Source organism: Micromonospora sp. NPDC005174 (assembly GCF_040608495.1).
Taxonomy (GTDB): Bacteria; Actinomycetota; Actinomycetes; order Mycobacteriales; family Micromonosporaceae; genus Micromonospora.
On the sequence record NZ_JBEXIJ010000009.1, the window covers coordinates 25,057 to 46,448 of the forward strand.

22 protein-coding genes are annotated in these 21,392 nt (G+C 72.2%); 6 read left to right on the plus strand and 16 right to left on the minus strand.

What is annotated here, in order from left to right; all coding sequences use genetic code 11:
• Window positions 1-48: 48 nt before the first annotated feature.
• From ABZU91_RS12850 to ABZU91_RS12860, 3 genes are all read right to left on the minus strand, one after another.
• Window positions 49-1,716 (minus strand): fumarate hydratase, encoded by a 1,668-nt coding sequence (locus tag ABZU91_RS12850; RefSeq protein WP_355238379.1) that lies wholly within the window; start codon window positions 1,714-1,716, stop codon window positions 49-51.
• A gap of 114 nt (window positions 1,717-1,830) precedes the next feature.
• The gene (locus ABZU91_RS12855; protein WP_355238829.1) at window positions 1,831-3,246 is read right to left on the minus strand and encodes a PQQ-binding-like beta-propeller repeat protein; all 1,416 of its coding nucleotides are present in this window, start codon (window positions 3,244-3,246) and stop codon (window positions 1,831-1,833) included.
• Window positions 3,247-3,292: 46 nt separating this feature from the next.
• Window positions 3,293-3,832 carry an Lrp/AsnC family transcriptional regulator gene (locus tag ABZU91_RS12860; protein ID WP_355238382.1) on the minus strand — a complete coding sequence of 180 codons (540 nt, stop codon included), beginning with the start codon at window positions 3,830-3,832 and terminating at the stop codon, window positions 3,293-3,295.
• 130 nt (window positions 3,833-3,962) lie between these two features.
• On the opposite strand from ABZU91_RS12860, the gene hppD reads away from it, so the two are divergent.
• Genes hppD through hisC form a run of 4 tightly spaced genes read left to right on the plus strand, consistent with a single transcriptional unit; the run spans window position 3,963 to window position 8,083 of the window.
• Window positions 3,963-5,168 (plus strand): 4-hydroxyphenylpyruvate dioxygenase, encoded by a 1,206-nt coding sequence (gene hppD, locus ABZU91_RS12865; protein WP_355238385.1) that lies wholly within the window; start codon window positions 3,963-3,965, stop codon window positions 5,166-5,168.
• A gap of 11 nt (window positions 5,169-5,179) precedes the next feature.
• Window positions 5,180-5,905 (plus strand): RDD family protein, encoded by a 726-nt coding sequence (locus ABZU91_RS12870; protein WP_355238388.1) that lies wholly within the window; start codon window positions 5,180-5,182, stop codon window positions 5,903-5,905.
• Window positions 5,906-5,942: 37 nt separating this feature from the next.
• The gene (locus tag ABZU91_RS12875) at window positions 5,943-6,983 is read left to right on the plus strand and encodes an RDD family protein (protein ID WP_355238391.1); all 1,041 of its coding nucleotides are present in this window, start codon (window positions 5,943-5,945) and stop codon (window positions 6,981-6,983) included.
• Entirely contained in the window at window positions 6,980-8,083 is a 1,104-nt protein-coding gene (gene hisC, locus ABZU91_RS12880) for a histidinol-phosphate transaminase (RefSeq protein ID WP_355238394.1), read from the plus strand. Before ABZU91_RS12875 ends, hisC begins: the two co-directional genes overlap by 4 nt.
• Before the next feature lie 99 nt (window positions 8,084-8,182).
• On the opposite strand, the gene ABZU91_RS12885 is transcribed toward hisC, so the two are convergent.
• The 6 genes from ABZU91_RS12885 to ABZU91_RS12910 form a co-directional block, all read right to left on the minus strand.
• Window positions 8,183-8,554 carry an LPXTG cell wall anchor domain-containing protein gene (locus ABZU91_RS12885; RefSeq protein ID WP_355238398.1) on the minus strand — a complete coding sequence of 124 codons (372 nt, stop codon included), beginning with the start codon at window positions 8,552-8,554 and terminating at the stop codon, window positions 8,183-8,185.
• A 99-nt stretch (window positions 8,555-8,653) separates the two neighbouring features.
• Window positions 8,654-9,910: a PQQ-binding-like beta-propeller repeat protein gene (locus ABZU91_RS12890; protein ID WP_355238401.1), complete on the minus strand. Its 1,257-nt coding sequence runs from the start codon at window positions 9,908-9,910 to the stop codon at window positions 8,654-8,656.
• 88 nt (window positions 9,911-9,998) lie between these two features.
• Window positions 9,999-10,481: an SRPBCC family protein gene (locus ABZU91_RS12895; RefSeq protein WP_355238404.1), complete on the minus strand. Its 483-nt coding sequence runs from the start codon at window positions 10,479-10,481 to the stop codon at window positions 9,999-10,001.
• Window positions 10,482-10,614: 133 nt separating this feature from the next.
• Window positions 10,615-10,824 carry a DUF397 domain-containing protein gene (locus ABZU91_RS12900; RefSeq protein WP_355050986.1) on the minus strand — a complete coding sequence of 70 codons (210 nt, stop codon included), beginning with the start codon at window positions 10,822-10,824 and terminating at the stop codon, window positions 10,615-10,617.
• 362 nt (window positions 10,825-11,186) lie between these two features.
• A complete protein-coding gene (gene fahA, locus ABZU91_RS12905) occupies window positions 11,187-12,383 on the minus strand; it encodes a fumarylacetoacetase (RefSeq protein ID WP_355238407.1) in 1,197 nt (398 codons plus the stop codon).
• Window positions 12,380-13,249, minus strand: coding sequence for a hypothetical protein (locus ABZU91_RS12910; protein ID WP_355238410.1), 870 nt, complete (start codon window positions 13,247-13,249; stop codon window positions 12,380-12,382). The genes fahA and ABZU91_RS12910 overlap by 4 nt, the downstream gene beginning before the upstream one ends.
• A 94-nt stretch (window positions 13,250-13,343) precedes the next feature.
• Here ABZU91_RS12910 and ABZU91_RS12915 point away from each other — a divergent pair, with 94 nt between their 5' ends.
• On the plus strand, window positions 13,344-14,510 hold the full coding sequence (locus ABZU91_RS12915) for a homogentisate 1,2-dioxygenase domain-containing protein (RefSeq protein WP_355238413.1): 1,167 nt from the start codon (window positions 13,344-13,346) through the stop codon (window positions 14,508-14,510).
• Here ABZU91_RS12915 and ABZU91_RS12920 read toward each other — a convergent pair.
• The 4 genes from ABZU91_RS12920 to ABZU91_RS12935 form a co-directional block, all read right to left on the minus strand.
• The gene (locus ABZU91_RS12920; protein WP_355238415.1) at window positions 14,507-15,535 is read right to left on the minus strand and encodes a tetratricopeptide repeat protein; all 1,029 of its coding nucleotides are present in this window, start codon (window positions 15,533-15,535) and stop codon (window positions 14,507-14,509) included. The two genes, ABZU91_RS12915 and ABZU91_RS12920, sit on opposite strands and share 4 nt — an antisense overlap.
• Window positions 15,536-15,545: 10 nt before the next feature.
• Window positions 15,546-16,031, minus strand: a complete 486-nt coding sequence (gene ispF, locus ABZU91_RS12925; protein ID WP_355238832.1) for a 2-C-methyl-D-erythritol 2,4-cyclodiphosphate synthase — start codon at window positions 16,029-16,031, stop codon at window positions 15,546-15,548.
• Window positions 16,032-16,143: 112 nt separating this feature from the next.
• Entirely contained in the window at window positions 16,144-16,839 is a 696-nt protein-coding gene (ispD, locus tag ABZU91_RS12930) for a 2-C-methyl-D-erythritol 4-phosphate cytidylyltransferase (RefSeq protein ID WP_355238418.1), read from the minus strand.
• A 58-nt stretch (window positions 16,840-16,897) separates the two neighbouring features.
• Window positions 16,898-17,383 (minus strand): CarD family transcriptional regulator, encoded by a 486-nt coding sequence (locus ABZU91_RS12935; protein ID WP_007073334.1) that lies wholly within the window; start codon window positions 17,381-17,383, stop codon window positions 16,898-16,900.
• Between the two features lie 329 nt (window positions 17,384-17,712).
• Here ABZU91_RS12935 and ABZU91_RS12940 point away from each other — a divergent pair, with 329 nt between their 5' ends.
• Window positions 17,713-18,390, plus strand: a complete 678-nt coding sequence (locus ABZU91_RS12940; RefSeq protein ID WP_355238423.1) for a hypothetical protein — start codon at window positions 17,713-17,715, stop codon at window positions 18,388-18,390.
• Between the two features lie 20 nt (window positions 18,391-18,410).
• Here the strand turns inward: ABZU91_RS12940 and ABZU91_RS12945 are convergent, their stop codons facing one another.
• From ABZU91_RS12945 to ABZU91_RS12955, 3 genes are all read right to left on the minus strand, one after another.
• Window positions 18,411-19,037, minus strand: a complete 627-nt coding sequence (locus ABZU91_RS12945) for a hypothetical protein (RefSeq protein WP_355238426.1) — start codon at window positions 19,035-19,037, stop codon at window positions 18,411-18,413.
• A gap of 31 nt (window positions 19,038-19,068) precedes the next feature.
• Complete coding sequence (locus ABZU91_RS12950; protein ID WP_355238429.1) at window positions 19,069-20,127, minus strand: type III polyketide synthase; 1,059 nt, start codon at window positions 20,125-20,127, stop codon at window positions 19,069-19,071.
• 85 nt (window positions 20,128-20,212) lie between these two features.
• Window positions 20,213-21,379, minus strand: coding sequence for an acyl-CoA dehydrogenase family protein (locus ABZU91_RS12955; protein WP_355238432.1), 1,167 nt, complete (start codon window positions 21,377-21,379; stop codon window positions 20,213-20,215).
• Between the last annotated feature and the right edge of the window lie 13 nt (window positions 21,380-21,392).

Here is a 21,392-nt window from a genome sequence, read left to right on the forward strand (position 1 = left end):
CAAGAGGCGCCAGGCGTTCGCCTGGCGCCTCCTCGCGTTAGGGAGCGGTCAGCGGTGGCCGATGGTGAGCACCGGCTTGGTGACCTCGGCGAAGAAGTCGTTGCCCTTGTCGTCGACCACGATGAAGGCGGGGAAGTCCTCCACCTCGATCTTCCAGACCGCTTCCATGCCCAGCTCCGGATATTCGAGCACCTGCACGTGCTTGATGCAGTCCTGGGCGAGACGGGCCGCGGGACCGCCGATCGAGCCGAGGTAGAAGCCACCGTGCTGCTGGCAGGAACGGGTCACCTGACCCGACCGGTTGCCCTTGGCCAGCATCACCTGGGAGCCGCCAGCGGCCTGGAACTTCTCCACGTACGCGTCCATCCGGCCGGCCGTGGTCGGGCCGAACGAGCCGGACGCGTACCCCTCGGGGGTCTTCGCCGGGCCGGCGTAGTAGACGGCGTGGTCACGCAGGTACTGCGGCATCGGCTCACCGGCGTCCAGCCGCTCGGCGATCTTGGCGTGGGCGATGTCCCGGGCCACCACGAGCGGGCCGGACAGCGACAGCCGCGTCTTCACCGGGTACTTGGACAGTTCGGCGCGGATCTCGTCCATCGGCCGGTTCAGGTCGACCCGGACGACCGTCTCGGCCTCGAGCGCGTCGTCGGTGACCTCGGGCAGGAACCGCGCCGGGTCGGTCTCCAGGCGCTCCAGCCACACGCCCGACGGGGTGATCTTGGCAACCGCCTGTCGGTCGGCCGAGCAGGAGACGGCGATCGCCACCGGGCACGACGCGCCGTGCCGGGGCAGCCGGACCACCCGTACGTCGTGGCAGAAGTAGCGCCCACCGAACTGCGCGCCGATGCCGAAGTTACGGGTCAACTCCAGCACCTGCGCCTCCAGCTCCAGGTCGCGGAAGCCGTGGGCGCTCATCGAGCCCTGCGTGGGGAGGGCGTCCAGGTACTTCGCCGAGGCGTACTTGGCGGTCTTCAACGCGTACTCGGCGGAGGTGCCGCCGATGACGATGGCCAGGTGGTACGGCGGGCAGGCGGCGGTGCCGATCAGCCGCAGCTTCTCCTCCAGGAACTGCATCATCCGCGTCGGGTTGAGCAGCGCCTTGGTCTCCTGGTAGAGGTACGACTTGTTGGCCGAACCGCCGCCCTTGGCCATGAAGAGAAACTTGTACGCGTCCGGGTGCCCGTCCGGGTCCTCGGCGTACAGCTCCACCTGGGCCGGCAGGTTGCTGCCGGTGTTCCGCTCGTCCCACATGGTCAGCGGGGCGAGCTGGGAGTAGCGCAGGTTGAGCCTCGTGTACGCCTGGTAGACACCGAGGGAGATGGCCTCGGCGTCCGCGCCGTCGGTCAGCACGTGTCGGCCGCGCTTGCCCATCACGATCGCGGTGCCGGTGTCCTGGCACATGGGCAGCACCCCACCGGCGGCGATGTTGGCGTTGCGCAGCAGGTCCAGCGCGACGAACCGGTCGTTCGGCGACGCGGCCGGGTCGTCGATGATCGCCCGGAGCTGCGCCAGGTGCGCGGGGCGCAGGAAGTGGGCGATGTCGTGCATCGCCTCGGCGGTCAGCGCGGTGAGCGCGGCCGGCTCCACGGTGAGGAAACGACGACCCCCCGGGCCGTGTACGACGTCCACTCCCTCGTCGGTGACCAGGCGATACTCCGTCTGGTCGGGGCCGGTCGGCAGCAGGGGGGCGTACGAGAATGCGGCGGCACTGCTCATGAGCGGCAAGCCTAGGGCAGACCGGTCGATCATTCCCACCCGCCGGGCGGGGTCTGGGACGCCGCTCTCATCCGCCCGGGCCGGCCGCGCTCGACGCGCCGGAGTACCGCCCGCTCAGCCGTCCTTGCCGCCGTCCGGTTCGGTGCACAGCTCACCCTTGGGCCCGCAGTCACCGTTGCCGTCGTCGCCCTGCCCGGGACGGGTGCCGCCCGGGCCGGGGTTGCCGCCGTTGCCGGGAGGCGGGACGGGAGCGCCGGGCGTGGTGCCGAAGCGAACGTACCCGATTTCCCGACCCTCGCCGATGATCATGCCCTGCGAGCCGACGGCGAGGGCGTTCGCGGAGGTCCGCAGCACGGCCAGCTCCCGCCCGGTGCGCGGGTCGAGGGCGACCAGCCTCGACGGCTTCTCGTCGGCGAGCACCGCCGCGTACGGAGTGAGCGCAGCACCCGCCTTGGCGCTGGCCGGCCGGGTCCAGCGCACCCGGTCGGCGCCGAGTTCGCGGGACACCACCGAGCGCTTGTCCGCGGAGCGGAACACCGCGTAGCGGTCGTCGACGGCGACGAGCTTGGTGCTCGCCTCGCCGACCCAGAGCAGTCGCCCGTCGTACCCGTCGATGACCGCCTCGCGGCCGTCCGGGCCGACGCCGATCAGCACGTTCCGTGCGCCCTGCGGGTCCTCGCGCTGGACGCAGCCGGCGGTGTCGGCGGTGCGCAGGTTGACCCCGGCCCGCTGCCACGCCTCCTGTCCGGTCGCCGGGTCACGGGCCGAGATGGCGAAGTAGCAGGTGCCGTCCTGCGACCGGGCGGCGATCCGGAGCATCCGGCCGCCCACCACCGAGATCCGCTCGTCCCGGCCGGGCTCGACGTTCTGCAACACCCGACCGGTGGCGGTGTCGACGACGTGCACGCGGCCGTCGACCGGGAAGCCGAGCAGCGGAGGCGCGGCCTCGGGCCCGGCCACCCCGTCGTCGACGCGGGTGGCGGTCAGCCGGCGCGTGCCGCGCAGGCCGGGGTTGTCGGCGAGAAGGCCGCTGTGCACGCCGGGCAGGAAGGCGGTCCACAGTGGTGCGGTGCCGCGCGGGTCCCACGCGCTCAGGGTGCAGTCGGTGGCGTCCGAGCAGCGGGCGTCCAGCAGCAGGTTCCGGTACGTCCACACGGCCACGGCGTCGTTGTCGCGCCGCCGGGTCGCCCCGGTGGTCGGATCGAGCAGCTCGTACCCCTTGACCAGGAGTTTGCCCACGGCGACGACCGGATCGCGGTCGCCGCCGGCGACCGCCGCCCAGTCCGCCTTGCGCTCCCAGAGCTGGGCGCCGGTGGCCAGGCTGCGGGCCTCCACCCGGGTGCGCTGCTCGACCACGACGGCGTCGCCGGCGATGGTCACGCTGCGCGGGGTGCCACCGACCCGCTGCTGCCAGACCACGTCCGGCTCGGAGATGGGTTCGCTGCGGTCCACCCAGTCCCAGATGCCCGGGAACGGATTCCAGACGCCGGTGGCGGCGAGGGCGACGACCACGGCGAGGCCGGCCAGCAGCCCGACGCGCACGCTCCCCTTCGCCACCCGCACACCGTAGCCACGATCACGGATCTTCCGTACGCCCGCGCCGCCGTGTCGCCGCGCTTTCTGTGCCGGAAGGTGTTACAGCGCTGCGGACCAGTGGCAGCGTGCGGTACGAGATCTGCTCCGCGAGCGCGATGATCGTCGAGGCGCGGGTGATACCGGTGAACGAGACGATCTGGTCGATGACCCGTTGCAGGTCGGTGTTGGAACGGGCCACGATTCGGCAGAGCAGGTCGCTGGAACCGGTGATGGTGTGCGCCTCCAGCACCTCGGGGATCGCCGCGAGGTGCGCCGTGACCGGGTCGTGGCCCTGCCGTTGGCTGATCTCCAAGGTGACGAAGCTGGTCACCCCGAACCCGATCGCGGCCGGCGAGATCTCCGGACCGAAGCCCAGGATGACGCCCCGGTCGACAAGCTTGTCCAGCCGCGCCTGCACGGTGCCCCGGGCCACGCCGAGCCGCCGGGAGCACTCCAGCACCCCGATCCGCGGCTCCTCGGCGAGCAGTTCGACCAACCGGACATCGAGCACGTCGAGCTGTACAGCCTGCTCACCATTCATGGGTCCAGACCATACCGAATGCGCAACCTGACCAGCCTTTATGTCAACAGTTGCCCAGCCGGTGCCCGTACCGCGATCCTTCGGTGAAGAACCGGCCCACGAGGCCGGCCGGTACGCGAGGGAGGCCACCATGACCCAGGCGATCGACCGACCCCAGTCGACCGAGGACGTCGACATCGACCGGCTCGTCGGCGCTGTCGACCACGACATCAGCCACGACCCGTTTCCCGTCCGTGGGCTCGACCACGTGCACTTCCTCGTCGGCAACGCCAAGCAGGCGGCGCACTACTACTCCACCGCGTTCGGCATGACCTGTGTGGCGTACCGGGGGCCGGAGCAGGGCTACCGCGACCACGCCCAGTACGTGCTGACCAGCGGCTCGGCCCGGTTCGTGCTGACCGGCGCGGTGCGTCCGGACGCCGACGGCGCCGAGCACGTGGCCAAGCACAGCGACGGCATCAGCGACATCGCGCTCGAGGTTCCGAACGTCGACGCCGCGTACGCCCACGCCGTCGCGCAGGGCGCCGCCAGCGTCGTCGAGCCGCACGACGTGACCGACGAGCACGGCACCGTGCGGATGGCCGCCATCGCCGCGTACGGCGACACCCGGCACACGCTCGTCGACCGCTCCCGCTACCGCGGCCCGTTCCTGCCGGGCTTCGTGGCCCGCGGCCCGATCGTCGACCGGCAGCCGATGATCGACGCCGGCATCCAGCCGAAGCGGTTCTTCCAGGCCGTCGACCACGTGGTCGGCAACGTGGAGCTGGGCCGCATGGACGAGTGGGTGGAGTTCTACAAGCGGGTGATGGGCTTCTCCAACATGGCGGAGTTCATCGGCGACGACATCGCCACCGACTACTCGGCCCTGATGAGCAAGGTCGTCGCGAACGGCACCCGCAAGGTGAAGTTCCCGCTCAACGAGCCGGCCATCGCCCGCAAGAAGTCGCAGATCGACGAGTACCTGGAGTTCTACCAGGGCCCGGGCGCCCAGCACATCGCCGTCGCCACCAACGACATCGTGGCCAGCGTCGACGCGATGCGCGCCGCCGGCGTGGAGTTCCTGGACACCCCGGACTCGTACTACGAGGACCCGGAGCTGCGCGCCCGCATCGGCAACGTGCGGGTGCCGATCGAGCAGCTCAAGGAGCGCAAGATCCTGGTCGACCGGGACGAGGACGGCTATCTGCTCCAGATCTTCACCAAGCCCGTGCAGGACCGCCCGACCGTCTTCTTCGAGCTGATCGAGCGGCACGGCTCGCTGGGCTTCGGCAAGGGCAACTTCAAGGCGCTCTTCCAAGCCATCGAGCGGGAGCAGGAAGCGCGCGGCAACCTGTAACACTGTCGAGCGTGACGCAGCCTCCGCCGTACCAGACGCCGCCGGTGGGTGGGCCTCCGCCCGCCGCCGGCGGCGTCGCGCCGCCGTCCGGCTCACACCCCCAGGGGTACGCCGTCCCGCCGCACCACGCCCCAGCGGGCTACGCGGTGCCGCCGCAGTACGCCCCACCCGGGCACCCCGCGCAGTACTGGCCGGCCGTCCCGCCCGCGCTCAGCCCGGCGGGACAGCCCCTGGCCAGCTTCGGTGACCGGCTGCTCGCCTGGCTCATCGACACGGCACTGGCGAGCGTCGTGTCGCTCGTGCTGTTCATGCCGGTCTTCCTCATCCTGTGGTGGCGCATGTTCAGCGAGATGACCCGGACCAACCCGGACGGCACTCTCGTGGAGCCCGACCCGGCCACCTTCTTCACCAGCTTCTTCCTGCCGATGCTGCTGTTCGAGGTCGGGCTGTTCGTCGTGCTGCTCGGGCTGTACTGGCTCTACCACGTGGAGTACCTCAAGCGCGGCGGCCAGACACTCGGCAAAAAGATCATGAAGCTGCGCGTGGTGCCGCTCGACCCGAACGGCACGCTCGACCGAGGGATGGCCGGCCGCCGCTGGCTCGTGCAGTACCTGGCCTGCTCGCTGGTCCCCGGCCTGAGTTACGCCGACGGATTCTGGCAACTCTGGGACAAGCCCTGGCAGCAGTGCCTCCACGACAAGTTCGCCAAAACGGTCGTCGTTAAGGTTGCGGCGTGAGCGAGCGAACCAGCAGGTACGGCAGCGGAGCGTCGGCGTGAGTGTGGATCCCGGCTGGTACGTCGACCCCGCCGACCCCGAGACCCGTCGCTACTGGGACGGCGAGGGTTGGCTCGGCGCGCCCATTCCCGTCGACGCGACCCCGCCCGACGGGCCGCCGCCGCCCGAGCCCCCGCCCGTACCGGTCGCCCCGGCCGCGCCCGCCACCGCCCCGTCGGTGACCACCACGCCGGGCTGGCCGCCGCACCCCGGGTCGCCACCGCACGCGGGGCCACCACCGCACGCCGGGCCACCACCGCACCCGGGGTACGGCTCGCAGCCCACGCCGGGCGCGGGCGGCTGGGGCCCACAGGCCGGCCCGCCCGGCTGGCCACCGCAGGGAACTCCACCCGGCTGGACGCCAACGGGCGGCCCTCCCGCCTGGGGTCCGCAGGGCCTCCCGCCCGGTTGGGCCCCCGGCTGGCCCGGCCGGCCGCCCGAGCCGCGTCCGCACGGGTTCAGATTGGCCGGTTACGGCCGGCGGCTCGTCGCCCGACTGATCGACTTCAGCCTCGTCTTCGCACTGAACGCGCTTGTCAACGGCTGGTTCGTCTGGCGGTGGCTGGACGAGCTGGCACCGTACTGGCGGGAGGCGTTCCGGCGCGCCTCGGAGGGCAACACCTCCAGCGAGGGGATGCCGCCGATCAGCGAGCAGGCCGGGCTCCTCCAGATCGTGATCCTGGTGATCGCCACCGCGCTGTGGCTGGCGTACGAGGTGCCCGCGATGGCGGGCAACGGACAGACAATCGGTAAGCGGGTCATGCGGATCCGCGCGGTCCCCATCGCCGCCGACCAGCCGCTGGGCTTCGGCCGGGCGCTGCGTCGGTGGTCGACGCTGGGCATGCCCACACTCCTCTGGTACTGCTTCGGGCTCGGCCTGCTGCTGCAACTGGTCGACTCCCTGTCCCCCCTCTTCGACCACCCGCTGCGCCGGGCGCTGCACGACAGGCGCGCGCAGACGGTCGTCGTCGAGGTCCCGGCGACCACCGGTCCCCCCGCCACCGACGATCACCCTCAGCCCTCGGGAGACACCCCATGACCGACTCCGGACGTCACGAGCCGGCGCTGCGACTGACCCGCGCCGACCTGGACGCGCTGCCCAGCTACGTCCCCGGGCGCAGCCCTGCCGACCTGGCCCGCGAGCTGGGTCTGCCAGAGGCGATCAAGCTCGCCAGCAACGAGGTGCCGTACGGGCCGCTGCCGGGTGTGGTCGAGGCCGTCACCGAAGCGGTCACCGCGTCGCACCGGTACCCCGACATGGGCGTCGTCGCGCTGCGCGACGCGTTGGCACAGCGCTACGGCGTGGACCCCGACCGGATCGCCACCGGCTGCGGGTCGGTGGCGCTCGCCGAGCACCTCGTCCGGGCCACCTGCCTGCCCGGCGACGAGGTGCTCTACTCGTGGCGGTCGTTCGAGGCGTACCCGATCATCGCGGCGACCAGCGGCGCGACAAGCGTGCGGGTCGCCAACGACGCCGGGCACGGTCACGACCTGGCCGCGATGGCGGCGGCGGTCACCGACCGGACCCGGATGATCCTGGTCTGCAACCCGAACAACCCCACCGGCACGGCCGTACGCCGGGCCGAGCTGGACCGGTTCCTCGACTCCGTGCCGGACGACGTGCTGGTGGTCATCGACGAGGCGTACCGGGAGTTCGTGACCGACCCCGAGGTGCCGGACGGCCTGGACTACGTCGCTCGGCCGAACGTCGCGGTGCTGCGCACCCTGTCCAAGGCGTGGGGCCTGGCCGGGCTGCGGATCGGTTGGCTGGTCGCGCAGCCCGCCGTGGCGGCGGCGGTCCGCAAGGTGGTCACGCCGTTCTCCACGAGCACGGCTGCCCAGGCCGGCGCGCTCGCGGCACTGGCCCAGGCGGACGAGATGGAGCGCCGGTGCGCGCTTGTCGTCGCCGAGCGGGACCGGGTCACCGAGGCGCTGCGCAAGTTCGTGCCCGACGTGCCGACCAGCCAGGCGAACTTCGTCTGGCTGCCGCTGGGCGACCGTGCCGTGGTGTTCGGCAAGGCGTGCGAGGCCCGTGGGGTGATCGTCCGGCCGTTCGCCGGGGACGGCGTCCGGGTCACCATCGGCACCCCTGCCGAGAACGACGCGTTTCTGGCCGCCGCGGAGGCGGCGCTAACCTGACCCAGATCGGGGAGATAGGCTCCGTTTGTCTACTTCTGTCGGGCCGTCGACGCCGCACCGGCGTCGACGCGACGCACGACCGCCGACGGCAGGCGCACGTCAGGCCTTCCTCCGGCGGGCGGCGAACCCACCGACCACCAGCAGGGTCACACCCAGACCGGCGAGCAGCAACGTCGAACCGCCCGAACCGGTGACCGGCAGTCGGCCACCGTGGCTGGGCGTGGGCTGGGGCGGCGCCGACGTGGGTTGCGTGGGGGTGGGCGTGGGTGGCGGGGGTTGTGTCGGCGTGGGCGTCGGAGACGCCGGCAGGATCTCGAAGGTGACGCCGGTGTCCGCCGACGGCGCGACCCGGACGCCCCCGAACCCGCGCGCCCAGGCGGCATCCGCGTTGAGCGCCGGCGGACCCGCCAGTGCGAGGCTCGCCGCGGCGACCAGCGCGCCACCCACGAGGTAGTTGCCTGTCCTGCCCATGCACTGACCCCTTCCCGGAGAACTGAACCGTGAGAAACATACCTTTTACCGACAAAGGGTATGGACAGTTCAGCTCTGCAGCCACCGGGAACACCACGATCAGGTGGCGGCCAGGACCACCGCTTCCGCCGTCAGGTAGTAACGCCTGTCGTCGCCGGCGGGGTCGACCGGCCTGCGCAGGCGTTCCACCGCGACGTAGCCGCCCTCGGCCCCCACCGCCCCGGGCAGCCACCTCGTCCCGTCCCGTCCGACCTCCAGCGGAAAGCGGGACAGCTGCGTACCGGTCACCGGGTCCAGCGTCACCAGGTCGTTGGCCTCGGTCAGCAGGTGCACCCGGCCGGGCTGCGCCGCCAGGACCCGTGCCACACCGAGATCGGCACGCCGCCACAGCTCCGCGCCCGTACGCACCGAGCGGCCCACCGCCACCCCGTCGAGCACCACCACGGCCTGCTCGCCCACCACAGTGGCACCGGCCGGGTCGAGCGCGGAGGCAGCGACCGGCTCGCCCGCACCCACCAGCCACCCCCGACCGGCCTCGTCACCCGGCCCCGCCGTGCGCAGGGCCTGGCAGTCCGACCAGCCGGTACGACAACCGAGCGGAGTCACCACCAACTCCTCCGACCCAACCGGCGGTCGCCACCGTTCGCGTACCGCGCCGGTCGCCGCGTCCCGGAACTCGACGGTCGCGGGCCCGGCACACCTGTCCAGACCGATCAGCTGTCCCCCGTCGGTGGTGCCGACATCGCTGCGGCACCGGCCGGGCAGGTCGACCCGCCACAACTGCTGACCGCCATTCACCTCGACCCCGCGTGCCTCGGCGTCTCCGCTGACCACCACCACCGTGCGGCCGTCCGTCAGGTCGGTGAGGTGCAGCCCGCGCGGATCCCAGACGACTGCCGCACCGGTACGCCGTGCCACCGCCCGGCTCTCGGTGGGCTTCGGGCCATCGGCTCGCCACCGCACCCGACCGGTGGACGCGTCGAGCGCGACCAGCCGACCGTCCGACCAGCGGCTGACCACGATACTGCCGCTCGCCACCACCCCGGTCAGCTCCGCCGGCCACCGCCGGTACGACCAGTAGGGCGTGGTCCGGTAGCGCCCGTCCACCGGTCGGTCGGCATAGACCTGGCGGTGGGCGGCGTACACCCGCAGCGTCCCGTCCACGATCAACGGGGCGACCGGCAGTCGACCGATCACACCGGCGGCCGGTCGGGGCGCGGCCGGATAGGCACCGTGCGCCGGCGTACTCACCTCGGCCGGTGCGAGCACCCGGTGGACGACGACCGCGACGGCCGCCACGGCGAGCAGCACCGCCACCGCCAGCACGAGCCGTCGCCGGCCCCTCGGGAACCCCATGCCGCACCTCCGCCCGGCACCCTACCCAGCGCAGCGGGTCCGAGCCCGGCCAGGTCGTACGGGTCGAACCTCCGGCGGGAGCGGGAGGTCAGGCCGCTTCGAGCGAGCCGAGGGCCCGGGCCGCGACGGCCAGGTCGGCGAGGTCACGCCGGAGCGCCACCTCGACCGCGCGGGCGGCGAGGCCACCGAGCAGCAGTGCCACCACCCGTCCGTACGGGTCGGTGGGCACCGCCTCCTGGGTGACGGTGATGGCTGTGCACGGGCGGCGGCGACGGCGAACCGGCCGCAGGCTCCACGTGATCCGGTAGTCCGCGCCGGCGCCGGAGGAGCAGAGCACCAGCCGCTGCGGCGCGAACGCCTCCACCACCAGGAACTCCTCGATGACCGTGCCGCCACCGGGCTGGACGCGCTCCTCCCGCCAGGCGGTGCCCGGCCCGAACGGACCCGGGGTCAGCACGTGGACGGTGTCGGCCCCGGCCAGCCGGGTGGCCCGGGCGGACAGGTCGGTCAGCAGGCACCAGACATCGACAGCATGCGCCTCGATGAAACCGGTAACCGCGACCGTCGACATGTCACCCTCCCGTGCCGTCGACGGTACGGGAGGTGCGGGCAGGACGAGGCCCCCGGACGGAAATTCCACCACCCGGAGGCCACGTGTCCCTTTTCGGCGGCCATGTCGCACCGTTTCACCGGTGCGACACCGCTCAGCGCTCGAAGCGACCGGACCTGATCGCGCCGACGAATGCTGTCCATCCCGGCGGGCTGACAGCAAGTGTGGGACCGCTCTGGTCCTTGGAATCGCGGACCGCGACCAGGCCGATCACGTCGACCAGGTTGTCCGCCACCTCCACGCAGAGCCCTTGGTCGTTGGATCGGCTGCTGGTGCGCCAGAGCGCGCCGGTGAGATCGTGCATCGTTGTTACCTCCGTGTGCGTCGGGATGCCCCACCACCCGGCCGGACGGAATCCGACCGAAGGGGTGGCGGGGCAACGTGATCCGCGTGATCAACGGGGTAACCGCTTCTGGTTATCGCACAGACGGTGCGATAACGAGTCTCATCGATGAGACGGCCCGACGGGCAGGCACTCAGGCGGCTCCGGCGCGGGCCGAGGTGAACCGGCGGACCCTTTGCTCTGCTTCAGCGGACGCAACACTGAGCGGCCCCAGGTGTTGCGTCGGGTGAAGCAGAGCAAAGGAAACCGAAGTCGAGTGAATCCGAAGTCGAGTTAGGTGGCAGACGGTCCGGGCGGGGCGCAGGCCCGCGGGACGGGCCGGGTCAGCGGGCCGGGCGGACCGTTCCGGTGACCTCACCGAGAGCGATGGTGGTGCCGTCCGGACCAGGCGCGGTGGCGGTGATGGTGACGGTGTCGCCGTCGGCGAGGAAGGTACGGCTCTCGGTGCCGACCTTGGCGGGCTCGGCCCCACCCCACGTCAGTTCCAGGAACGAGCCGACCTGGGAGCGGTCCGGGCCGGAGACGGTGCCCGAGGCGTACAGGTCGCCCGTGCGCAGGGACGCGCCGTTGACGGTGAGGTGTGCCAACTGCTGGGCCGGCGTCCAGTACATGCCGGCGAACGGCGGCTCGCTGACCCGTTCGCCGTTCCACTCGACCGCCAGCCGGAGGTCGAGCCCCAGGTGCGGCACGTCGCGCAGGTAGTCGACGACCGGCGGGTCCTGGTCCGGCGCAGGCACGAAGGCGTCGGCCAACGCTTCCAGCGGCGTCACCCAGGCCGAGACCGAGGTGGCGAAGGACTTGCCGAGGAACGGGCCGAGCGGCTGGTACTCCCAGGCCTGGATGTCCCGGGCCGACCAGTCGTTGACCAGCACCACCCCGAAGACGTGATCGGCGAAGTCGTCCACCGACACCCGGTCGCCGAGCGCGCTGGGCACACCGACCACGAAGCCGACCTCGGCCTCGATGTCGAGGCGTACCGACGGGCCCGTCACCGGACCCTCGGCGGACGCCCGCTGCCCGGTGGGCCGGACCACCGGCGTGCCGGAGACGACGACGGTGCCGGCCCGCCCGTGGTAGCCGATCGGCAGGTGCTTCCAGTTGGGCAGCAGCGGCGGCTGACCCGGGCGGAAGATCTGCCCGACGTTCGACGCGTGGTGCTCCGAGGAGTAGAAGTCGACGTAGTCGGCCACCTCGAACGGGAGCAGCATCTCCACGTCGGCCAGGGGCACCAGCAGCGGCTCGACCGCCGGCCGGTGCGCCGGATCGGTCAGCAGTTCCACGATCCGCTGCCGGACCGCTGTCCACTGGGGACGCCCGAGAGCCATGAAGTCGTTGAGGGCGGGCCGGCGCAGCGTGCCGGCGGCGAGCACCAGCTCCGCGGCCTCCGCCCCGGCCAGGTCCAACACCCACGAGGAGACGCGTACGCCGATCCGCGGCTCGCCCCCGCCCGAGGAGAACACCCCGTACGGCAGGTTCGTCACGCCGTACGGCGAACCGTCGACGCCGCTCACCCAGGTCATGCGTCGTAGCCCCCGTTCACCAGCCCCAGCCGGATCAGATCGGTAAGTGGTTCCAGGATGCTGCACGAGCCGAAGCCGACCCAGAGTGGGCGCGGCGCGTCCAGCCGTCCTTTGACGCGTTCCAGCAGCGGACGCGGGTCAAGAGCGGTCAGCAGCTCGGCGACCACCCGCACGCTCTCCCCGTCGGCGGCGGCGAGCGTCGCGGCCAGCACGTTCGTGTAGCCGTGGTGGGTGAACCCGGTCTCCGGGTCCAGGTGCCGCAGACCCTGGTGCAGCCCGGCGGTGAGCTTGAACGGCAGGGCGCGGTCGCGGCAGGCGCAGATCACCGCCGCCAGCTCGGCCGGGGTGGGGAACAGCTCGGCCGCGAGGCCGCCGGTGCGGAACTTGGCGGCGATCGGCACGCCGTCGGCCCGGGCGGCGGTGAGCGCGTCCAGTGCACCCGTCAGCCCGAAGGTCAACGGCAGCTCGGCGTACACGGCCTCGATGCCCGGCATGGCCTCGGTCAGCCGCAGCAGCTCGGTGGTGCCGGGCAGTGGGTCTTCGCCCCGTTTGGCGACCGCCACCTCGACCTGGCGGGCCGTGACGCCGTCCGGCGCCAGGAAGGAGAGCGCGAACGGCAGGCCGGCGATCCCGGTGTCACCGATCAGCCCGATCACCAGGCCCTCGCCGGGCTCGACCAGACCGCTCAGCTCGCCGGTCACGACGGTCGAGGCGGGGACGAGCAGCGGGCCGACCAGGTCGGCATACCAGGCGGTGCGGTGCTTGCGGTGCGCCTGCACGGCGTCGTGCAGCGTGGCGCTGCCCGGTGGGAAGACGGCAGCGTCGTCCACCAGGGCGTGAAGGAGCGCGGGCACCTGCGTTGACACGGAACAAGAATCTACGGGACGCTACGAGGAACGGACAACAGCGTCCGATTATCGGACGCCTTCGGCCGGTGAACGGGATAGATCGGGAGGCGACATGCCGTACTACCGCAGCGTCGGCGAGGTGCCGCGCAAGCGCCACACCCAGTTCCGCCAGCCCGACGGCAGCCTCTACGCCGAGGAGCTGATGGGTCAGGAGGGCTTCTCCTCCGACTCGTCCCTGCTCTACCACCGGCACGCGCCCACCGCGATCATCGCCGCCGACGAGTTCACCCCACCCGCGTTCACCCGCGCGCCGAACCTGCCGCTCAAGCCCCGCCACCTGCGCACCCACAAGCTCGACGCCGGTGACGCCGACCCGATCCTCGGCCGGCAGTACCTGCTCGCCAACGACGACGTCCGCATCGGGTACGTGCTCGCCGACCGCCCGTCGCCGCTGTTCCGCGATGCCACCGGCGACCACTGCCTGTACGTCGAGGCGGGCACCATGCGGGTCGAGTCACCGTTCGGGGCCCTGGACGCGGTCGCCGGCGACTACGTCGTCATCCCCACCTCGACCATCCACCGGCTGGTCCCCACCGGCGACGCGCCCGTCCGACTGCTGACCGTCGAGGCGTCCGGGCACATCGGCCCACCCAAGCGCTACCTCTCCGTACGCGGGCAGTTCCTGGAGCACTCGCCGTACTGCGAACGCGACGTGCGCGGCCCGGACACGCCCCTGCTCGTCGACGGCGAGGAGGTCGAGGTCCTGGTCCGGCACCGCCGTGGCTGGACCCGCCACGTGTACGCCAACCACCCCTTCGACGTGGTGGGCTGGGACGGACACCTCTACCCGTGGGCGTTCTCCATCCACGACTTCGAGCCGATCACCGGGCGCATCCACCAGCCCCCGCCGGTGCACCAGACCTTCCAGGGCCCGAACTTCGTCATCTGCTCGTTCGTGCCGCGCAAGGTCGACTACCACCCGCAGTCGATCCCGGTGCCGTACAACCACCACAACGTCGACTCCGACGAGATGCTCTTCTACACCGGCGGCAACTACGAGGCCCGGCGCGGCTCCGGGATCGAGCAGGGCTCGATCTCGCTGCACCCGTCCGGGTTCACCCACGGTCCTCAGCCGGGTGCCGCCGAGCGCTCCATCGGCGCGGACTACTTCGACGAACTGGCCGTCATGGTCGACACCTTCCGCCCCCTCGACCTCTGCGACGCGGCACGCGCCTGCGAGGACGAGGCGTACGCCTGGACGTGGGCGCGTCGCGGCTAGCGGAAGGCTGTTCGGCTGAAGACCGCGAACTCGGCTATTGCCGTGGCGACGATCGCCAGCACCAGCGGCCACGGCGAGCCGACCACCGCGTACACGAGCAGCAGCAGTGGCGCGGCGGCCACCGCGTAGATGGCCAGGGCCATCGTCCGGTCGGCGTGCACCATGGCGGGCAGGACGGTCCGGGTGAGCCCCGGTAGCCGTGACGCGAGCTGCCAAACCACGACGGCGCCGGTCAGCGCGGCGAGCACCGCCAGGACCCGGGAGAACCCGTCACTCGTCGACGCCGCGAACGCGACCACCACCGCGGCTACCAGTGACCAGCCCGCGCCGTAGAGCACCAGGCGATGCAGGCCGTAGGCGAGCGTCCGAGGGGAGTCGATCCGGCTCGGGCCGGGAGTGACCGTCTCCGCCACCTGTTCCAGTGCTCCCGACCAGCGGCGCTGCTCCAGGCGCAGGACGCCGACGTCGTGCCCGACCTCGGTGAGGCGGGGGTCGAGCCGCAACGCCTCCCGGTAGGCCCGCTCGGCCAGGTCGAACAGCTCCAGCCGAGCAGCGACCAGGCTGAGCACCAGGTGCGCCTGCGGCTCCTGGGGGGCCAGCTCGACCCCACGCCAGGCCGCGTTCAGCGCCGGCTGGCCGTTGCGCGCGTCGGCCAGGATCGCCGCCGCGCTGCGTTGCGCGTACGCGTCGGTCGGCCCGAGCGCCAACAGCCGGTCGGCGATGGCCGCCGCTTCCGCGTACCGCCCCAGGTCGACCAGCGCCATGGCCCGCGCGGCGAGCGCCGGCAGAGCGTCCGGTGCGGCGGCCACGGCCGAGTCCGCAGCGGCGAGCGCGTCGACCGGCCGGTCGGCGGCGAGATGCACCCGAGCCAGCATGGTGAGGGCTTTCGGGTCGGCGGGCTTCAACGCGAGCCCTTCAGTCAACTCGCCGACGGCCTCGTCGTGGCGGCCCAGCTCGGCGAGGAGCTGGGCGCGTTCGAGGTAGCCGTCGGCGGCGAACTGGTCGGGAGCGGGATCGGTGGACATCGCGGCGAGCCTAGGCGGCCGGCGCGTCGTACACCAGGGCGACGGCGACGCCCGCCAGACCTTCCTCGCGGCCGGCGAAACCGAGCCCGTCGGTGGTCGCGGCGGAGACGGTCACGGGTGCGCCGACGGCCTCGGAGAGCACCCGCTGGGCCTCTTCCCGACGGCGACCGATCTTGGGCCGGTTGCCGATGACCTGCACGGAGACGTTGCCGATCTCCAGGCCGGCAGCCCGCACCCGACGGGCCGTCTCGGTCAGCAGCGCCACCCCGGACGCACCGGCCCACTCCGGCTGACCCACCCCGAAGGCGGAACCGAGATCACCGAGACCAGCGGCGGAGAGCAGCGCGTTGCAGGCGGCGTGGGCGGCGACGTCGGCGTCCGAGTGCCCGGCCAGACCATCCTGGTCGGGCCAGAACAGACCGGCCACCCAGCAGGGCCGGCCCGGCTCGAACGCGTGCACGTCGGTGCCGATGGCCACCCGAGGAACGATCATGATCCGAGAGTACGCGGCGAACGAACAACCGGTCCTGCCGCGCCGAATCGCCCGACGGGGCGCTGTCCACCGGGCCGGAGACCCCCGTCGCCGTCCTGAGCCACGGCGTGACGCGTCAGGCGTCGGCGGCGAGCAGATGCTCCGCCAGTGTCAGGTCGAACGGGCGGGTGATCTTCAGCGCGTACTCCGAGCCGGGCACACACGTCACCATTACGCCCTGCTTCTCGACCAGGCCGGCGTCGTCGGTGAGTGGATCACCCGCGGCGGCGTGCGCGGCGGTCAGCACCGACCGGCGGAAACCCTGCGGGGTCTGCACCGCGCGCAGGGCCGATCGGTCGACGGTGCCCAGCACCACCTCGCCGGCACCGACCTCCTTGATCGTGTCGACCACCGGCAGGACCGGGATCACCGCGGCGTGCCCACTCCGAACTGCGGCGGCGACCGATTCGACCAGCTCGGGTGGGGTCAACGCGCGGGCCGCGTCGTGTACCAGGACGATCGTCGGGCCGGCCGGCACGGCGGCGAGCGCGGCGGCGACCGAGGCCTGCCGTTCGGCGCCGCCGGCCACCACGGTCACCGGTGCCACCGGGGCCAGCAGCTCGCGGACACCCGCCACCTCGGCCGCGGGTGCGGCCACCACGATCGTGTGGACCGATGCGGCGGCGGCGAGCCGGCGCACCGCGTGCACCAGGAGCGGCTCGCCGGCGAGCAGACGCAACGCCTTGGGTCGGCCGGGGCCGAGCCGTACGCCGGCACCCGCCGCAGGCACGAGGACCGCGACGTCACCGCGCGGGTTGAGCTGCGCGGTCACGTCGCGGTCCTCGGTGGTTTCTTCGCTACGAAGTGGGTACGACGATGCTGTGTGCGGACTAGGCCTCGGTGAGGACCTTGTCGAGCAGCGTCTCCGCCTCGTCCTTGGTGCTCTTCTCAGCCAGCGCGACCTCGCCGACGAGAATGTCGCGGGCCTTGGCCAGCATCCGCTTCTCGCCTGCGGAGAGGCCCCGCTCCCGCTCCCGGCGCCACAGGTCGCGCACGACCTCGGCGACCTTCAGCGGGTTGCCGGAGGCCAGCTTTTCCAGGTTGGCCTTGTAACGCCGCGACCAGTTGGTCGGCTCCTCGGTGTGCGGAGCCCGGAGAACGTCGAAGACCTTACCGAGGCCCTCTTCGCCGACCACCTCACGAACGCCCACGATCTCGGCGTTCTCAGCCGGCACCCGGACCGTCAGGTCACCCTGCGCGACCCTCAGGACGAGGTATTGCTTAGGCTCGCCCTTGATGACCCGAGTCTCGATTGCCTCGATGAGTGCGGCCCCGTGGTGGGGGTAGACAACGGTCTCGCCGACACTGAAAACCATAGGTTCGAAACCCCTTTCGCTGTGTCTAGGGTAACACGCTCAGGCAACGATGTCTCACCGATGTCCTGACCGTTGGCGCAGCTCAGGGGCCCTGTGAGAGGTCTTTCTTCAGCTTGACAGGCGGTCAAACCGGTGGTTCAAACACGCTCTGTGACGATCGGATGACTTCCCGATACGGATGAGCAGAACGTCGAGATCAAGGGCTATGCGCTCCTCCCATGGTATCCCGGCGTGCGGGACCGCGCCCAGATGTAGCGGGAGGTGCCCCCGGTGCGGGACCCTGGAGTCCGAGCCACACTCCGCTCTCGAGACGCTTCCTGGGGGGTCCGATGGGCAAGCCGGACGCAGAGGGCCACGGGCCGCCCGACGGCCTGCCCGACCTACCACCCGAGTGGGGCCGCATCGTCGTTCCCGACGACGCCTCAGCTCTCGCCAGCGAAGCCGCCCAGGTACGTCGTGACCTTCGCCGAGCCACCGGCCGGTACGCCGGACGCCGGGCACTCGCCCTGCCGCTGCTCGTCCTGCTGGTGGCGGTGCTCACCACCCTGACCGGCCTGCTCGCCGTCACCTGGCCCCGCGCCGGCCGGAGCACCGACCGGCCCACCCCGGCACCCTCCACGCCGCCCATGCCCCTCGCCGGCCGGGCGCTGCCCGCGCTGGACCTGGTCGACGCCGGGCAGACGCCCGTGCCGCTCCGTGGCCTGCTCCCCGCCATGATCATCCTGGTGGACGACTGTGGCTGCCCGGACGTCGTCACCGAGGCCGTGGCGGCGGCGCCCGCCGGCGTCACGGTCGTCACCGTGACCGAGGGCCGGGCCGTCGCCACCGCACCGCCGCTCGACGGCGTCCGCGCGCTGGCCGACCCCGCCGGCGGTCTGCGCTCGTTCCTGGGCCCCGGTGCCGCCAACGCGCTGCTGGTCGGCCGCACCGGCGTGGTGACGCGGGTGCTGCCCGGCGTCGGGCCCGTCGACGCGTACCAGGATGATCTGACCGCCCTGGCCCGCTGAACGAGCAACGACCCCGCAGCCTACGACGGGGGCAGCGCGACGAGCTGCGCCTGGACGTCGATGGGCCGGTCCCCGACGGCCGACAGCGACACGCGGAACGGCCCACCGCCGGGCAGCACCTGGGCCGAGGCGAGCGTGCCGTCGCAGTCGATGCGCGGCGGACCGACAATTTCGGCCCCGGTGCTCGTCACCGCCAGGGTGCCGGGCCGGGTGCACCGGTACTGCAACAGATAGCGCGCGCCGTCGTCGGACGCCTGTCGGGTCCGCTCCTCACCGGGCGCCAACTCCCGCTGCTCTCTCCAGATCGTGTCGCGGAACGAGGGTAGGTCGCTCCCGGGTACGAGGACCCCCACATCGGCGCCGGTGTCGGCACTCGCATCCGTCTCCAGCTCGATCACCCGGCCACGGTCGCCGCCCAGCCGGACGGCTTCGCCCGTCTGCGGGTCCACCCACACCGTCACCCGGTCCTCGGGCACACCACTGGCCACGATGCGCTCCAGTTCGGTGCTGACGCTGGGCGCGACCACCGGTGGACCCACCGGGGCGGGCGCAGCGGCACGCCACCACCAGCCACCCAGCGCCAGCGCGGCCAGAGCCACCCCGACCAGCACCACCGAGCGCAACCGGTCGTCCGCCGCCGCATCCATGCGAGGAGCGTACCGGCCGGGTCGTGAGCGCTCACTCCTGTCGATCGAGCAGGACGGCGTACAGGGTGAGGCCCGGGCCGAACGCCAGCATGACGACCCGTCGGGGCGGCGGAGTCGAACGACTCAACCGGTCCAGAATCAACAGGACCGTCGGCGAAGAGCAGTTGCCGTGCTCGTCGAGGGTCGCCCGGGACGCGTCCAACGCCTGCGGCGGCAGGGCCAGCTCCCGCTCGACCACGTTGAGGATCCGCGGCCCGCCCGGGTGCACTGCCCATCCGTCCACGTCGGAGCTGGTGCCACCGTGCCGGGCCAGCAGGTCGTCGACCAGACCGCGAACGTGCCGGGAGAGGACCTGCGGGACCTTCGACGACAGCCCCATCCGGAATCCCGCGTCGGTGACGTCCCAGGTCATGTGGTCCGCTGTCGAGGTGTCGGTGACCGACGCGACCTCACGCAACGCGTACCCCCGGCCGCCGGGCACCACCACGGCGGCGACGGCGGCGTCCGAGAAGAGCGCGTGCGAGATGATCTGCTGGGTGTCCACCCGGGCCGTGGACGGCTGGATGTGCAGACTTGTCAACTCCGCACAGAGCAGCAACGCGGGCCGGCCCCGGGCGGTGACGAAGTCACTCGCCGCGCCCAGCCCGGGAAGCGCCGCGTAGCAGCCCATGTGGCCGACGAACATGCGCTGGGTGTCCGCTGCCATGCCCAGGTCGCGGGCGAGCAGGATGTCCAGCCCGGGAGTGGCGTACCCGGTGCAGGAGCAGACGATGAACATCCCGATGTCGCCGGCGTCCAGGCCGGCGGCGGTCAACGCGCGTCCCACCGCCTCCTTGCCCAGCGGCAGCGCCTCCACCTGGTAGCGACGCATCCGGCGCTCGGTCGGCCAGTCCGAGACGTCCTCGATCAACGGATTGACCGCGGCCTGACGTCGGGTCACCCCCGAATTCGCGAAGATCCGCTCGGCCAACGCCCGGGTGTTGCCGGAGAAGTGCTTGGCGAAGAAACCCTCCCACAACTCGTCCTGGGAAGCGGACGGCGGCTGCGCTGTCCCGAGCCCCGCGATCACTGGTACGGACACGATCCCCACCTCTCGTCAGACGCTGTCCTCCCCCTGGCCTTCCCACCGGCCACCGCGGCCGGCTCCTTTCCCGTGCGTGTCCCGCGACACCGGCTCACCAACGAGGTGCCGATCCGTCGCGGTCCGGGTCGCCGCCCAGCGCGGCGATGCCCAGCCAGTCGGCGCAGACGTCCGAGGTGGCCGGGTGCAGAGAGCCGCACCGGGCATCCCGGTAGAGCCGCTCCAACGGATGACCACGCCGGGTCGCCGACGTACCCGCCGCCTCCAGCATCGACGCCGCCACCTCGGCGGCCGTCGTCCCGGCCAGCAGCTTCGCCCGCCACACCCAGCGGTTGGTCTCCGCCTCACCCGGCGCGTCATCCACCCGACGGGCAGCCTCGGCCACCGCCAGCTCCGCCGCCGCCGTCGCCGCGTCCGCCCGGCCCAGCCGCGAGCGCACCGCCGGGAGACCGGCCAGGTTGCGGGCGTTGAGGTGCTCGGCCGCCGCGTCGATAGCCGCGCGGGCCACACCCACGTAGACCGCCGCGTAGCTGGCCACCAACCAGTGCGGCATCAGCTGGGCGACCACGAGCGCCAACCCCTCGACCCCGCCGAGCAGCCGGTCGCCCGGCACGGTGACGTCCAGGTGCAGGTCGTGCGACGAGGTGGCGCGCATGCCGAGGGCGTCCCAGGTCGGCTCGACGGTCAGACCGTCGCCGGCCGGCACCAGGAACTGCGACACCACGGACTGGTCGGTGGAGCTGCGCGCGGCCACCAGGTAGCCGTCGGCGTGGCCGGCACCGGAGCAGAAGGTCTTGCTGCCCTTGAGGTGCCAGCCGCCGTCGGTCTGCTCGTAGACCGTGCTCAGCTGCGAGAGCCGGGCACCGGTGCCACGCTCGCTCATCGCCACGCCGTACCAGGCGCCCTGGGCCGCCGCGGTGAGCAGCCGGTCCCGGGCGACCAACGCCTCGTCCGGCACACCGAGGGCCTCGGCCAGCTCCTCGGTGACCGCGCCCAGCGCGCCGGTGACCGAGGCATGCATGTTGAACACCAGCGCCGTCGCGCCGTTGCCCCGGGCCAGCTCGGTCGCCACCGCGGTGTACTCCGCGAAGCTCGCGCCCTGGCCGCCCAGCGCGCGGGGGACCATCAACCCGAAGAGGCCGGCCTCCCGCAGGTCACGGAAGTCCTCGATCGGAAAGGAGCCGTTCCGGTCGTGCTCCGCCGCCCTCGCGGCGAACCGCGGCGTCAAACGGCGGGCCGCCTCAAGCGCGTGCACCGTCATATCGCTCCTTCCT